Source organism: Fusibacter paucivorans (assembly GCF_018390735.1).
GTDB lineage: Bacteria > Bacillota > Clostridia > Peptostreptococcales > Acidaminobacteraceae > Fusibacter > Fusibacter paucivorans.
In genome coordinates this window covers 1-15288 of record NZ_JAHBCL010000054.1, presented here as the reverse complement: position 1 = coordinate 15288, position 15288 = coordinate 1, and the positions used below count along the sequence as shown (strand labels likewise).

The 15288-nt window shown below is 41.8% G+C and carries 15 protein-coding genes and 1 other annotated feature; all 15 genes read left to right on the top strand.

What is annotated here, in order from left to right:
* On the top strand, positions 1 to 131 hold a 131-nt coding region (locus tag KHM83_RS18725; protein ID WP_459251412.1), incomplete at its 5' end, for an EF-Tu C-terminal domain-related protein.
* Positions 132 to 471: 340 nt separating this feature from the next.
* Positions 472 to 621 carry a 50S ribosomal protein L33 gene (gene rpmG, locus KHM83_RS18720; RefSeq protein ID WP_213238564.1) on the top strand — a complete coding sequence of 50 codons (150 nt, stop codon included), beginning with the start codon at positions 472 to 474 and terminating at the stop codon, positions 619 to 621.
* Between the two features lie 28 nt (positions 622 to 649).
* Positions 650 to 856 carry a preprotein translocase subunit SecE gene (secE, locus tag KHM83_RS18715; RefSeq protein ID WP_213238563.1) on the top strand — a complete coding sequence of 69 codons (207 nt, stop codon included), beginning with the start codon at positions 650 to 652 and terminating at the stop codon, positions 854 to 856.
* A 47-nt stretch (positions 857 to 903) separates the two neighbouring features.
* Positions 904 to 1428: a transcription termination/antitermination protein NusG gene (gene nusG, locus KHM83_RS18710; RefSeq protein ID WP_213238562.1), complete on the top strand. Its 525-nt coding sequence runs from the start codon at positions 904 to 906 to the stop codon at positions 1426 to 1428.
* A 29-nt stretch (positions 1429 to 1457) separates the two neighbouring features.
* A complete protein-coding gene (gene rplK, locus KHM83_RS18705) occupies positions 1458 to 1883 on the top strand; it encodes a 50S ribosomal protein L11 (protein ID WP_213238561.1) in 426 nt (141 codons plus the stop codon).
* A 58-nt stretch (positions 1884 to 1941) separates the two neighbouring features.
* A complete protein-coding gene (rplA, locus tag KHM83_RS18700) occupies positions 1942 to 2634 on the top strand; it encodes a 50S ribosomal protein L1 (RefSeq protein ID WP_213238560.1) in 693 nt (230 codons plus the stop codon).
* 37 nt (positions 2635 to 2671) lie between these two features.
* Positions 2672 to 2796, top strand: a sequence feature (ribosomal protein L10 leader region).
* 13 nt (positions 2797 to 2809) lie between these two features.
* A complete protein-coding gene (gene rplJ / locus KHM83_RS18695) occupies positions 2810 to 3310 on the top strand; it encodes a 50S ribosomal protein L10 (protein WP_213238559.1) in 501 nt (166 codons plus the stop codon).
* A gap of 42 nt (positions 3311 to 3352) precedes the next feature.
* Positions 3353 to 3721 carry a 50S ribosomal protein L7/L12 gene (gene rplL, locus KHM83_RS18690; RefSeq protein ID WP_213238558.1) on the top strand — a complete coding sequence of 123 codons (369 nt, stop codon included), beginning with the start codon at positions 3353 to 3355 and terminating at the stop codon, positions 3719 to 3721.
* A 301-nt stretch (positions 3722 to 4022) separates the two neighbouring features.
* Positions 4023 to 7691, top strand: coding sequence for a DNA-directed RNA polymerase subunit beta (rpoB, locus tag KHM83_RS18685; protein WP_213238557.1), 3669 nt, complete (start codon positions 4023 to 4025; stop codon positions 7689 to 7691).
* 32 nt (positions 7692 to 7723) lie between these two features.
* Positions 7724 to 11248: a DNA-directed RNA polymerase subunit beta' gene (rpoC, locus tag KHM83_RS18680; RefSeq protein ID WP_213238556.1), complete on the top strand. Its 3525-nt coding sequence runs from the start codon at positions 7724 to 7726 to the stop codon at positions 11246 to 11248.
* A gap of 79 nt (positions 11249 to 11327) precedes the next feature.
* Positions 11328 to 11576 (top strand): ribosomal L7Ae/L30e/S12e/Gadd45 family protein, encoded by a 249-nt coding sequence (locus KHM83_RS18675; RefSeq protein ID WP_213238555.1) that lies wholly within the window; start codon positions 11328 to 11330, stop codon positions 11574 to 11576.
* Between the two features lie 33 nt (positions 11577 to 11609).
* Complete coding sequence (gene rpsL / locus KHM83_RS18670) at positions 11610 to 12026, top strand: 30S ribosomal protein S12 (protein ID WP_213238554.1); 417 nt, start codon at positions 11610 to 11612, stop codon at positions 12024 to 12026.
* Positions 12027 to 12168: 142 nt separating this feature from the next.
* Positions 12169 to 12639, top strand: a complete 471-nt coding sequence (gene rpsG / locus KHM83_RS18665) for a 30S ribosomal protein S7 (RefSeq protein WP_213238553.1) — start codon at positions 12169 to 12171, stop codon at positions 12637 to 12639.
* Between the two features lie 66 nt (positions 12640 to 12705).
* Positions 12706 to 14772 carry an elongation factor G gene (gene fusA / locus KHM83_RS18660; protein WP_213238552.1) on the top strand — a complete coding sequence of 689 codons (2067 nt, stop codon included), beginning with the start codon at positions 12706 to 12708 and terminating at the stop codon, positions 14770 to 14772.
* Between the two features lie 20 nt (positions 14773 to 14792).
* A partial coding sequence (locus tag KHM83_RS18655; protein ID WP_213238551.1) for a GTP-binding protein occupies positions 14793 to 15288 on the top strand: 496 nt, incomplete at its 3' end.

Here is a 15288-nt window from a genome sequence, read left to right as displayed (position 1 = left end):
TGCCTGGTGATAACGTTGAAATGGACATTGAGCTTATTTCACCAATCGCGATAGAAGAGGGCTTAAGATTTTCAATTCGTGAAGGCGGCAGAACTGTTGGCGCTGGTTCCGTTATCAAAATCACTGAATAGTATTGGCGTTGTTTGCTGCTGAAAAGTGATTTTCAAAACAGTTTGTCAAAAAAAATAAATCAGTTCTTGAAAAATGAAGTGAAGTAGTATAAAATACTTTAAGTAATGTTTTTAGAACTATTAAAATGACTAACAATAGCTTCAGAGTTATTAATAGGCGATAAGGACTAGTGACAACTAGTCCTTATTTAACTGTCCGAAAAGCGTGCAAGCGTTGATAAGTAGGCCAAATCGACGTTGACATTCATGTTCATTTGTGATAGGTTAAATTAGTAATGTTATCGTGGAGTATAGTGTGCATTGCCAGGCACGGACATTAGTCGTTGTAGGAGGTGTCAAGATGAGAGTTAATATCACATTAGCATGTACTGAGTGCAAGAACAGAAATTACAACACTACGAAAAACAAAAAAAACAACCCAGACAGAATTGAAATGAACAAGTACTGTAAATTCTGCAAGAAGCATACGCAACACAAAGAAACGAAATAGTTTCAAATAAGAAAAGGGGTTGAAATAAATGGCTTCTAGTAATGTAAAAAAAGAAAAACAGAGTGTAAGCAAAATGTTTAGGAACATTAAAAGCGAAGTAAAAAAAGTAACTTGGCCTACAAAAGAAGACGTCTGGCAATACACATTAGTCGTATTGGCGATGTGCTTGATTACTTCTGTTGCGATCGGCGTACTAGATGCCGTATTCAAATTCCTATTTAATTTGTTTGCATAGGCTTAATCAAAGGGCAATGGGAGGAGGTTAGGTTTTTACCGATAAATATGACAGAAACGAATAAAGCAAGATGGTATGTCGTCCATACTTATTCTGGACATGAGAATAAAGTAAAGGCAAACATCGAAAAAATCGTTGAAAATAGAGGCATGGAAGATGTCATCTTAGAGGTCGTCGTGCCAACTGAGTCTGTCGTTGAGATCAAGAACGGCAAACGGAAGGACAAGTCAAAAAAAATCTTCCCAGGGTATGCTTTGGTTAAAATGATTATGACGGACGAGTCGTGGTATGTCGTTAGAAATACCCGAGGCGTCACGGGCTTTGTCGGTCCGGGTTCAAAACCGATTCCGCTTACAGAGGAAGAAGTTGAAAACATGGGACTCGAAAAACGCATCGTACACGTAGATTTCACTGTAGGCGATACCATTACAGTTATTTCTGGACCGTTTGAAAACTTTATTGGAACGGTCGAGGAGATTCACATGGAGAGACAATCTATCAAAGCGCTCATTTCGATGTTTGGTAGAGAGACGCCAGTGGAACTCGGCTTTGATCAAGTCGAAAAGAATTAGCAAAGCAATATTTAAGGAGGTGCAGCTAAATGGCTAAAAAAGTAAGTGGCTTTGTCAAGCTACAAATTCCTGCAGGAAAAGCGACACCAGCACCGCCAGTTGGTCCGGCATTAGGTCAGCAAGGTGTCAATATCATGCAATTCTGTAAAGAATTCAATGCAAAAACTGCAGATCAGGCAGGTTTAATTATTCCTGTTGTCATCACTGTTTACCAAGACAGATCTTACACGTTCATTACCAAAACGCCGCCGGCAGCAGTATTACTGAAAAAAGCAGCAGGTATCGAAAGTGGTTCTGGTGAACCAAACACGAAAAAAGTAGCAACTGTTAAAAGAGCGAAAGTAAAAGAAATTGCAGAAATGAAAATGCCGGATCTCAACGCGGCAAACATTGAGTCTGCGATGAGCATGATCGAAGGTACTGCAAGAAGTATGGGAATCGTCGTAGAAGACTAATTCCGTCAGGTAACGACATGTGGGAGGCAAAACCGTTAACACCACAAAGGAGGAAAATATGCCTAAAAGAGGTAAAGGTTATCAAGATGCTGCAAAGCTAATTGAGCCACAAAAATTATACGAAGTTGAAGAAGCTTTGAAACTTGTAAAATCAACATCAAAAGCAAAATTTGACGAAACAATTGAACTGCATATTAAGCTTGGCGTCGATGGTCGACATGCAGATCAACAAGTCAGAGGTGCTATTGTATTGCCGCATGGTACTGGCAAGAGTAAAAAAGTACTCGTTATTGCAAAGGGTGAAAAAGCAGCAGAAGCTGAAAAAGCTGGCGCTGATTACGCTGGCGCAGATGATATGATTGCAAAAATCCAGAACGAAAACTGGTTTGATTACGATGTGATCGTCTGTACACCTGATATGATGGGACAACTCGGCCGTTTGGGTAGAGTGCTTGGTCCTAAAGGATTAATGCCAAATCCTAAATCGGGAACTGTTACATTTGATATTGGTAAAGCTGTTAATGAAATTAAAGCTGGTAAAGTAGAATACCGTTTGGATAAAACGAATATCATCCACGTTTCAATTGGTAAAGCTTCTTTCGAAGATGCAAAACTCATTGAAAATTTCCGTGCGTTGGTAGAAGCTGTTATTAAAGCGAAACCGGCAGCAGCAAAGGGGACTTATTTAAAGAGCGTTACGCTTGCATCGACAATGGGTCCTGGTATCAAAGTGAACGCAGCAAAATTATAATTGACAAAGCATCTGGTATTTGATAGAATTGCTTTGTTGTAAAATTGAATGCAAACCGTAGACAGTAGGTGCTAAGGCTTAATTTCCTACCGAGGTAAAGAATAGATCAGTCAAATGATTAAACCTCTCTTGTCTACGGAAGAGAGGTTTTATTTTTACACAAGGAGGTGGACGAATGTCTCAGAATTTTGAAAACAAAAAAGTAGTTGTTGAAGGAATAAAAGAAAAATTCGCGGCTGCTAAGTCTGCAGTTCTTGTTGATTACAGAGGTTTAACGGTTGAAGAGGTAACTGAGCTCAGAAGTCAATTCAGAGCGGCGGGTGTTGAGTATAAAATTTACAAAAACAACCTTGTTAAGTTAGCCATTAAAGACACGCAGTTCGAATCGTTGACAAACGATTTAACCGGACCGAATGCGATTGCCTTCGGAATGGAAGATGCGGTTGTACCGGCAAAAATCATCAAAGAATTTGCTAAAAATCACAAAAACCTTGAATTAAAATCAGGGGTTGTCGAAGGTGATTACTGTGATTTCGATCAAATGATCCAAATCGCGGAACTTCCTTCAAAAGAAGTACTCATCGGAAGATTCCTCGGAAGTGTCAAAGCGCCAGTATCAAACTTTGCTTACTTCTTATCGAATCTCATCAAAGAAAAAGAAGGCGCGAGTGCATAAGACGAGCGTACGAATACGTGTATAATATTACGGAGGTGTAAAATGACTAAAGAACAAATTATCGAAGCGATAAAAGGTATGAGCATTTTAGAAGTTAAAGAATTAGTTGAAGCATGTGAAGCTGAGTTCGGTGTATCGGCATCGGCACCAGTTGTTGCTGTTGCAGCTGGGGGCGGCGGTGAAGCTGCTGCAGAAGAAAAATCTGAGTTTGATGTAATCCTCGCGAACGCAGGCGCTAAGAAAATCGGCGTTATCAAAGTCGTTAGAGAAATTACTGGCTTAGGCTTAAAAGAAGCAAAAGACTTGGTAGATGGTGCGCCTCAACCAATTAAACAAGGCGTATCTAAAGAAGATGCAGAAGCAATGAAAGCTAAGCTTGAAGAAGCTGGCGCAGCTGTTGAATTAAAATAATTGTATTTTAATCATAATAGCCACCTTTATTCAAGGTGGCTATTTGAATTATGCAAACAAGACAGTAGTCTGACATAATGAAGCATGTAACCATGCTGAACTGTAAATATGAAAACTCTATTTTAAACAAACTGTAAAAATGTGTTGACACGCATTGCGTTATATGATATTATTTTATAATGCTATAAGTATGTTTAAAATGGAGTTTTCTCGCTTTAAACACGCTTGGCACTGGATGTTAAAAAGGGAAGCCTTTCCTTTTAGATACATGATTTTTATTACACAAGGGGTGAATACTTTAATGCCACAACCTGTAATGCTCGGAAAAACAGAAAGAATGAGTTTTGCTAGAATTCATGAGCTGTTAGAGAAACCAAACTTAATTGAGATTCAACGCAAATCTTATGAGTGGTTTCTCGAAGAAGGACTCAAAGAAGCCTTCAAGGATATTTCTCCAATTGAAGACTATACTGGAAACCTCATCTTGGAATTCATCGATTATGAGTTAGATGAAGAATCAAAGTACGATGTCGAAGAGTGTAAAGAGAGAGATGTCAATTATGCAGTGCCACTAAGAGTTCAAGTCAGATTCATCAACAAGGAAACCAGCGAAATTAAAGAACAAAAGGTCTTTATGGGTGATTTCCCATTGATGACTGAAAAGGGGACATTTATTATCAACGGCGCTGAGCGTGTTATCGTCAGCCAGCTCGTTAGATCCCCTGGTCCTTACTACGATGTGAAAATCGATAAAGTGGGGGCGAAACTCTATTCCAGCACTATCATACCTAATAGAGGTGCATGGTTGGAGTACGAAACAGATTCAAATGACGTCGTATCTGTCAGAATTGACAGGACTAGAAAATTGCCTGCTACAACGCTAATGAGAGCACTGGGGTACCAAACGAATCAGGAAATACTCAATTTATTCGGTGAAGATGAACGCCTGATCCGTACGCTGGATAAAGACAGTACTCAAAATTATGAAGAGGGCCTAATTGAAATCTATAAAAAGTTGCGGCCAGGTGAACCCCCTACTGTAGAAAGTGCCAGTAATTTAATTAATTCACTTTTCTTTGATGAGAAGCGATATGATCTTGCGAAGGTCGGTCGCTATAAGTTCAATAAAAAATTGGGCATCTCAAATAGAATCGAAGAACATATTGCAGCAGAAAACGTCATCAGCCCGATGACTGGCGAAATTCTCGTTGAAAAAGGTGAAAAAATTACGATTGAATTAGCAGCAGATATTGAAAATGCTGGTGTTAAAACGATTGATATTTACAGCGACGACGAGAGGACGACGCGTGTTATCGGCAATCAGTTCGTCAATATTCACATGTATATTGATTCGTCAAAATTGAAAGTAAAAGAAAAAGTGTATTTCCCGGTTTTGAAAGAAATCTTGGATGCATATGATAATGTTGAAGATCAACTCGCGGCAGTGGAAGAACGTATGCATGAACTCGTTCCACGACATATTATTCCGGCCGATATCATAGCATCTTTTAGTTATATTTTAAATCTTAATGAAGGTGTTGGTAATGTAGACGACATTGATCACCTTGGCAACCGTAGAATTCGTTCAGTTGGAGAACTCCTTCAAAATCAATTTAGAATTGGTCTTTCGAGGATGGAACGCGTTGTCCGCGAACGGATGACCATTCAAGATATGGAAGCGATTACACCGCAGGCGCTCATCAACATTAAACCGGTAGTGTCGGCAATAAAAGAATTCTTTGGTAGTTCACAACTTTCACAATTCATGGACCAAACAAATCCGCTTGCTGAATTAACGCATAAACGGCGTCTGTCAGCACTCGGACCAGGTGGTCTTTCAAGAGAGCGTGCGGGTTTTGAGGTGCGTGACGTTCATCACTCGCATTATGGTCGTATGTGTCCGATTGAAACGCCAGAGGGTCCAAACATCGGTTTGATTGGCTCATTGAGTACCTTTGCACGTATTAACGAATATGGTTTTATTGAATCGCCTTATCGAAGAGTGGATAAAAAAACGGGGGTCATTACGGATGAGATCATTTATATTACAGCAGATGTAGAAGAAAAATACATTGTTGCCCCTGCGAATGAACCGATCACAGCAGATAACCATTTTGAAAGTGACCGGATCGTCGCAAGACGCCGTTCTGATATTAAGGAATTCCCAGCGACAGAAATTGACCTCGTCGAGGTATCGGCACAGCAAATGGTTTCAGTTGCAACGGCAATGATACCATTCCTTGAAAATGATGATGCCAACCGAGCGCTCATGGGATCGAACATGCAGCGTCAGGCCGTTCCGCTCGTTAGAGCCGAAGCACCTATTATCGGTACCGGTATTGAACACATTGCAGCAAAGGATTCCGGCGTCGTTATCAAAGCGCATGTTGATGGTGTCATTGAATATGTTTCTTCGGATGAAATTGTCTTGTTGGGTGATGCTGACCGCAGACGTTATCGCTATAAACTTTTGAAATTTAAACGTTCTAACCAAGGGACTTGTATTAATCAAAAACCACTTGTCAAAAAAGGCCAAAAGGTAAAAGTAGAGGAAATCATTGCCGATGGGCCATCAACTGATAATGGTGAAATAGCGCTTGGTACAAACCTTCTCATAGGTTTTATGACTTGGGAAGGTTACAACTATGAGGATGCTATCCTTATCAGTGAAGAACTGGTGATGGAAGACAAACTCAGTTCTATTCATATTGAAGAGTATGAATCAGAAGCGAGAGATACAAAACTCGGACCTGAAGAGATTACGCGTGACATTCCAAACGTCGGCGAAGATGCACTGAAAAACCTCGATGCTGAAGGGATTGTCCGTATTGGCGCCGAAGTAAATTCTGGTGATATATTAGTCGGCAAAGTAACGCCAAAAGGCGAGACGGAACTTACCGCAGAAGAAAGACTGCTCAGAGCGATCTTTGGCGAAAAGGCCAGAGAAGTACGCGACACGTCGCTTCGCGTTCCGCATGGCGAATCGGGCATTATCGTAGATGTGAAGAAATTTGAGCGTGAAAACGGCGATGAACTTTCGCCAGGCGTCAACAAACTGATCCGCGTTTACATTGCAAAAAAACGTAAAATCAACATTGGGGATAAGATGGCCGGTCGACATGGTAACAAAGGGGTTATCTCTAAAATCCTCCCAATTGAAGATATGCCATTCCTCGAAGATGGAACACCGCTTCAAATCGTACTTAATCCGCTAGGGGTACCATCGCGTATGAATATTGGACAGGTACTTGAAGTTCACCTTGGCTTAGCGGCGAAAAAGAATAACTGGAAAGTTGCAACGCCGGTATTTGACGGTGCAAAAGAGAGCCAAATTAATGAAATTCTTTCGGCGGCTGGCTACCCGGGCAACGGTAAACTGCGTGTCCGCGACGGACGTTCCGGTGAGATCTTTGATAATCCTGTAACCGTTGGTTACATGTATATGTTGAAACTTCACCATTTGGTTGATGATAAAATTCATGCGAGAAGTACGGGCCCTTATTCGCTTGTTACACAACAGCCGTTGGGCGGTAAAGCGCAATTCGGTGGACAGCGTTTCGGTGAAATGGAAGTTTGGGCGCTGGAAGCTTATGGTGCAGCGCATACACTGCAAGAAATTCTTACGGTCAAATCTGACGACGTCGTCGGACGTGTTAAGGCATATGAAGCCATTGTCAAAGGAGAGAATATCCCAGAACCGGGTATTCCGGAATCGTTTAAAGTCTTAATCAAGGAACTACAGGCGCTTGCGCTTGACGTTAAAGTTTTAAGAGATGATTCGGGTGAAATCGAAATTGAAATCGGTGATGATGATGACGATGGGCTAGATTATAATGCGGCACTTCGCGGCAGTGAGATTGAGAAGGATCTCGAATCGGGCGCTTTTATTGATGAGTTGCCTGAAGGCGCTGAAGAAGCACTTGATGCCGAAGAATTTTTCTTAGAAGAAGATGATGACTACGATGAATAATCAACTTTTTATAGAGAAGGGAGAGGTACCCCTTGATCGAATTTAACAATTTTGATTCCATTAGAATAGGCTTGGCTTCACCTAACAAGATTAGATCTTGGTCAAAGGGAGAAGTTAAAAAACCTGAAACTATTAATTACAGAACTTTGAAACCGGAGAAAGAAGGCTTGTTCTGTGAGAAAATATTTGGGCCAACGAAAGACTGGGAATGTCACTGCGGCAAATACAAAAAAGTACGCTATAAAGGCGTCGTTTGTGACCGCTGTGGTGTTGAAGTAACCAAGTCGAAAGTACGCCGTGAGCGCATGGGACATATCGAACTCGCAGCACCGGTATCACACATTTGGTACTTCAAGGGTATCCCGTCTAAAATGGGTATTCTCCTTGATTTGTCGCCACGGTCATTAGAAAAAGTGCTTTACTTTGCATCTTATATTGTAATTGAACCGGGCGAAACAAGTCTTGAAAAGAAACAGCTTTTAACGGAAAGCGAATATGCGCAGTATCGCGAGAAATACGGCAACACTTTTAGAGCGATGATGGGCGCTGAAGCGGTTAAAGAAATTCTTCAGGAAGTTGATCTTGAAGCGCTTGCGAAAGATTTAAAAACACAACTCAAAGACAGCTCAGGACAGCGAAAAGTTAGAATTATTCGCCGACTTGAAGTTGTTGAAGCTTTTAGACAATCCGGCAATATGCCTGAATGGATGATTTTGGATGTTGTGCCGGTCATTCCGCCAGATCTTAGACCGATGGTACAGCTTGATGGCGGGCGTTTTGCGACAGCAGACTTAAATGACCTCTATCGTCGTGTGATTAACCGAAATAATCGATTAAAACGTCTTTTGGAATTGGGCGCACCGGATATTATCGTTAGAAATGAAAAGCGGATGCTTCAGGAAGCGGTTGATGCATTGATTGATAATGGTCGTCGCGGCAGACCTGTAACGGGGCCCGGCAATCGCCCGCTTAAATCACTGTCTGACTTATTAAAAGGGAAACAAGGTCGTTTCCGTCAAAACCTTCTTGGCAAGCGTGTTGATTACTCAGGCCGTTCGGTTATCGTCGTCGGCCCGGAACTGAAGTTTTATCAATGTGGTTTGCCGAAAAAAATGGCGCTAGAGCTCTTTAAGCCATTTGTCATGAAGCGACTTGTCAAAGACGGATACGTTCACAATATTAAAAGTGCCAAACGTATGGTGGAACGCGTGAAACCGGAAGTTTGGAGCATTGTAGAAGATGTCATTAAAGAACATCCTGTATTGCTTAACCGTGCACCAACACTGCATAGACTTGGTATTCAGGCATTTGAGCCAGTGCTGGTTGAGGGCAAGGCGATAAGACTGCATCCGCTTGTTTGTACAGCGTACAACGCAGACTTTGACGGTGACCAAATGGCTGTTCACGTGCCGCTTTCTGTTGAAGCACAGGCTGAAGCGCGTTTCTTAATGCTTTCGGTTAACAACATTTTGGCACCAAAAGATGGTCGTCCAATTACGACGCCGACACAGGATATGGTCCTTGGTGCATACTATTTAACGTATGAAAAAGAGAACCAACCTGAAGTGATGCCGATCTTTAAAGACTATGAAGAGATGCAACTCGCTTACTTTAATGAAGTGGTTGATTTGCATACGCGTGTTAAACTAAAAAAATATCACGAACCAGAATCGCGGTATATAATTGTAGAAAGCACCGTTGGCCGTTTTATTTTCAATGAAAACATTCCGCAAACGCTTGGATTTGTCGATCGCGATGAAGACAAATACAGCCTTGAAATTGATTTTCTCTGTAAGAAGAAAGACCTCGAGGAAATTATCGCGCGATGCTTTAGTGAATTTGGCAATACGATTACTGCTGAATTGCTTGATCATATCAAAAATATTGGGTTCACTTATTCAACAAGAGGTGCCGTGACTGTTTCGGTTTCCGACATGGTGATTCCTGAAGCGAAAAAAGGTCTTATCGCCGAAGCGCGAGCGACCGTTGACAAATATCAAAAAGCTTACCGTCGTGGTTTGATATCTGAAGAAGAACGTTATGAAAAAATCATTCAGACATGGACAAAGACGACGGAAGATGTTACAGAAGCGCTGATTACAAACCTCTCAACGCTAAATAATATTAAAATCATGGCAGACTCTGGCGCGAGGGGTTCTAAAAACCAGATTAGGCAACTTGCAGGCATGCGTGGCCTGATGGCCAATGCCCTTGGTAAAACCGTTGAGATTCCAATTGTATCGAATTTCCGTGAAGGATTATCCGTTTTGGAATACTTTATTTCGACAACGGGTGCCAGAAAAGGTCTTGCCGATACAGCACTTCGTACAGCTGACTCCGGTTATTTGACGAGACGTCTAGTTGATGTTAGCCAGGAAGTGATCGTTCGGGAGCTTGACTGCCAGACAACCACAGGTATTGAAGTGGTTGAGTTTAAAGATGGCAATGAGCTGATTGAACCGCTTCAGGAGCGAATCTTGGGCCGCTATCCAGTTGAAGATGTCATTCATCCTGAAACGGGAGCCGTTATTTGTTCAACGGATAAAATTATTACTGAACGCATAGCGGAAAAGATTATTAAAGCAGGGTTTAAAAAGCTTAAAATTAGATCTGTCTTAACTTGCGATACACAATATGGTGTTTGTGCCAAATGTTATGGTCTCAACCTCGCGACTGGTAAAACAGTTCACGTTGGTGAAGCGGTTGGTATTATTGCTGCTCAATCCATTGGTGAACCTGGGACGCAGCTTACGATGAGAACATTCCATACTGGCGGTGTCGCCGGCGGCGATATCACGCAAGGTCTTCCGAGGGTTGAAGAACTTTTCGAAGCACGGAAACCAAAAGGTCTTGCCGTCATTGCAGAAATTGATGGTGTCATTTCCTTTAAGGAGACGAAAAAGAAGAAAGAAGTCGTCATTACAAATGAAGAAACTGGTGAACAGCATACATCGCAAATCGTCTTTGGCGCGAGACTTAAAGTCAAAGAAGGCGAACGTGTTGAAGCTGGACAGCCAATTACTGAAGGTTCTATCAATCCGCACGATTTACTTAGAGTCGTTGGCGTGAAAGGTGTCCGTGAGTACATTATAAAAGAAGTTCAAAAAGTATACCGTTTGCAAGGGGTTGATATCAATGATAAGCATATTGAAATCATCGTTAAGCAAATGCTGTCAAAAGTGAAAGTAGAAGAATCCGGAGATTCGTTGCTATTGCCGGGCAGTGTTGTCAGTCTCAAAGACTTTAATCGCATCAATGATCAAATTGAAGCAGAAGACGGCATTATTGCCATTGGTTCACGATCACTTCTCGGGATTACAAAGGCTTCGCTTGCAACTGAATCGTTTCTTTCGGCAGCATCGTTCCAAGAAACGACGCGCGTGCTGACTGAAGCTGCCATTAATGGCAAAGAAGACAGACTGTTGGGCCTTAAAGAGAACGTTATCATCGGCAAGCTGATTCCAGCTGGTACAGGCATGCGATACTACCGTGACTTTTCAGTAAAATCAAAGGCTGACTACACTTTTGATGACGAGGATTCCTTTAACAGCATTTAACACAATTATAGTTGACAGGCTATAGGCATGGTGTTAAAATGGTGAAGTGCATAATGGCGACTTCAAGGAGGTAGACTTTATGCAGCTAGAAGAACTAACAAACAATCCCAAACTCGTCGTTGGTGTAAAGCAGACGACGAAGTGTTTAACGGGTGATCGCGCTCGATTGGTATTGATCGCCAAAGATGCTGAGCAGCACGTTGTCAGACATATTTTGGAACTGTGTGAGACAAAGTCTGTAGAAATCGTGTTTGTCGACTCGATGAAGACGCTTGGGAAAGCTTGTAATATTGACGTTGGTGCTGCGACAGCGGTTATTGAAAAATAAATACTCATAAAGGGAAGGAGGTGCTAAGACAGAATGCCTACTATAAACCAATTAGTGAGAAAAGGAAGATATGAGATCGAAGAAAAATCAACTTCTCCTGCTCTCCAAAGAACCTTAAATACATTGAAACGCAAAAGCGTTAAAATGAGTTCACCACAAAAAAGAGGGGTTTGTACGAGTGTTAAAACTGTAACACCGAAAAAACCAAACTCGGCACTTAGAAAGGTTGCGAGGGTTCGTTTGACGAATGGATTGGAAGTAACAGCTTACATTCCAGGTGTCGGCCACAATCTTCAAGAGCATAGCGTGGTGCTTATCAGAGGCGGTAGGGTTAAAGACTTACCAGGTTGCCGATATCACATCGTCAGAGGTGTGCTTGATACTTCAGGTGTCAATAACAGACTTCAAGCGAGATCGAAATACGGCGCTAAACGACCTAAGAAAAAATAGAGCGTTAATCAGCCTCTTCCAACCGGAAGGGGCTTTATATAGTAAATTATAATCAAAGACAATTCAATACTATTCGCACAGACGACATTAGCTTGTCGAGTACCGATGAATGACCAAAAGACATTATAAGGAGGGAAGAAACGTGCCTAGAAAAGGGAATGTACCTAAAAGAGAAGTACTGCCCGATCCGATTTACGGAAGTAAGGTAGTCACTAAGTTAATTAACGCAGTAATGCTTGATGGCAAAAAAGGTGTTGCACAAAGTATCGTTTACGGTGCTTTCGATCAAATTGCTGAGAAAACCGGCAAAAGTGCACTAGAAGTTTTCGAAGAAGCGATGAACAACATCATGCCTGTCCTCGAAGTTAAAGCGAGAAGAGTCGGTGGTTCTAACTATCAAGTACCAATTGAAGTTAGACCTGAGAGAAGACAAACACTCGGTTTGAGATGGCTGATTTCGTACTCACGTAAGCGAGGCGAAAGAACAATGCAGGATAAACTTGCTAAAGAAATCATGGATGCGGCAAATAACACTGGGGCATCAGTTAAAAAGCGTGAAGATACGCACAAAATGGCTGACTCGAACAAAGCATTTGCACATTACAGATTCTAAGTTAATTAACATCATAGGGTATTTTATTTATGTTTAATATGAGTACAGTAAGAAAGGAGGATCATAATGAGTAGAGCATATTCGTTAGAGAATACTAGAAATATCGGTATCATGGCTCACATCGATGCTGGTAAAACGACGACTACTGAGAGAATCCTCTATTATACAGGTATCAACTACAAAATCGGTGAAGTTCACGAAGGTGCAGCAACAATGGACTGGATGGAGCAAGAACAGGAGCGCGGTATTACCATTACATCCGCTGCGACCACTTGTGTCTGGAAAGGCAAGAGAATTAACATTATTGACACACCTGGTCACGTTGACTTTACAGTTGAAGTTGAGCGTTCACTTCGTGTATTAGATGGATCCGTAGCTGTATTTTGTGCAAAAGGTGGCGTTGAGCCACAATCTGAGACGGTTTGGAGACAAGCTGACAAATATGGTGTTCCGAGAATGGCGTTTGTCAATAAAATGGACATCACTGGTGCAGACTTCTTCAGAGTTGTCAACATGATGAAAGATCGCTTAAAAGCGAATGCCGTTCCAATTCAAGTGCCAATTGGTGCTGAAGACAAATACGAGGGTCTTGTTGACCTTATCGAAATGGAAGCGGTTTACTACAGAGATGAAAAAGGTGAGCAAATTGATCGCGTTGAAATTCCTGCTGAATTAGTAGACATCTCTGAGGAATACCGTTCAGCTATGGTGGAAGCTATTGCTGAAACAGATGAAGTGTTAATGGAAAAATACCTCGAAGGTGAGGAAATTACCAAAGAAGAATTAAAAGTTGCCCTTAGACATGCGACAATCAATAACGAGATTGTCCCTGTGCTCTGCGGTTCAGCATACAAAAATAAAGGTGTACAGTTAATGCTTGACGCCGTTATTGCGTACATGCCTGCGCCAACGGATGTTGCAGCTATTAGGGGTGTTGATGAAGATGGCAATGAAGTTGACAGACCGGCTGACGATAGCCTGCCGTTCTCTTCACTGGCGTTTAAAATCATGACGGATCCTTATGTCGGGAAGTTGACTTTCTTTAGAGTTTACTCAGGCGTTTTGGCATCAGGTTCTTATGTTCAAAATTCAACAAAAGATAAAAAAGAACGCGTTGGCCGTATTCTTCAAATGCATGCCAACAAACGTGAAGAAATTGATAGGGTTTATTCTGGCGATATCGCAGCCGCCGTTGGCCTGAAGTTTACAACGACAGGTGATACGCTCTGTGATCCAGATCACTTAATCATTCTTGAAACAATGGAATTCCCGGATCCAGTTATCCGTGTTGCCATTGAACCAAAAACGAGAGCTGGTCAGGAAAAAATGGGTATTGCACTTGCAAAACTCGCTGAAGAAGACCCGACTTTTAGAACGTATACAGATGAAGAAACCGGCCAAGTTATTATTGCGGGCATGGGTGAGCTTCATCTTGAAATTATCGTTGACCGACTCCTCAGAGAGTTCAAAGTCGAAGCGAATATTGGCGCACCGCAGGTTGCTTACAAAGAAACCATTACAAAACCAGTTGATATTGATTATAAGTATGCAAAACAATCAGGTGGTCGCGGTCAATACGGTCACGTTAAGATCAAATTTGCACCAGTTGAATCCGGTAAAGGTTTCTCATTTGAATCAACCGTTACAGGTGGAACAGTTCCTAGAGAATATTTCAGCGCTATTGAAGATGGTGTCAGCGGCGCGATGAAATCTGGTATTCTTGGTGGTTACGAAGTTGTCGATATTCATGCGAACCTTTATGATGGTTCATACCATGAAGTCGACTCCAACGAAATGGCCTTTAAACTCGCTGCTTCTATGGCACTTAAAGAAGCAATGCGCAAAGGCGACGCTATTTTGCTCGAACCATATATGAAAGTAGAAATTACAGTTCCGGAAGAATATTTCGGAGATGTCATGGGTGATGTCAATTCAAGACGTGGCCGCCTTGAAGGTATGGAAGTTGTCAATGGCGCGCAAATCATCAGAGCTTACGTACCACTTTCACAAATGTTTGGCTATGCGACAGACTTAAGATCCAATACACAAGGTAGGGGAACTTATGCAATGGTATTTGATCACTTTGAACAAGTACCTAAAAATATAGCGGAAGAAGTATTAGGTAAAAAATAATACCAAGGGAGGAATAAAAAATGGCAAAGCAAAAGTTCGAAAGAAATAAGCCACACGTTAACATCGGTACAATTGGTCACGTTGACCACGGTAAAACAACGTTGACAGCAGCAATCACGAAAGTATTATATGACAAATATCAATTGGGTGCGAAAGTAGACTTTGATAATATCGACAAGGCACCTGAAGAAAGAGAAAGAGGGATTACGATCTCTACTGCTCACGTTGAGTACGAAACACCTAAGCGTCACTACGCACACGTCGACTGTCCGGGCCATGCCGACTACGTTAAGAACATGATCACAGGTGCAGCGCAAATGGATGGTTCAATCCTCGTCGTATCTGCAGCTGACGGTCCAATGCCTCAAACGAGAGAGCATATCCTCTTATCGCGCCAAGTTGGTGTACCATACATCGTCGTATTCCTTAACAAATGCGATATGGTAGATGACGAAGAGCTTCTTGAACTCGTTGAAATGGAAGTAAGAGAATTGCTTTCAGAATATGACTTCCCAG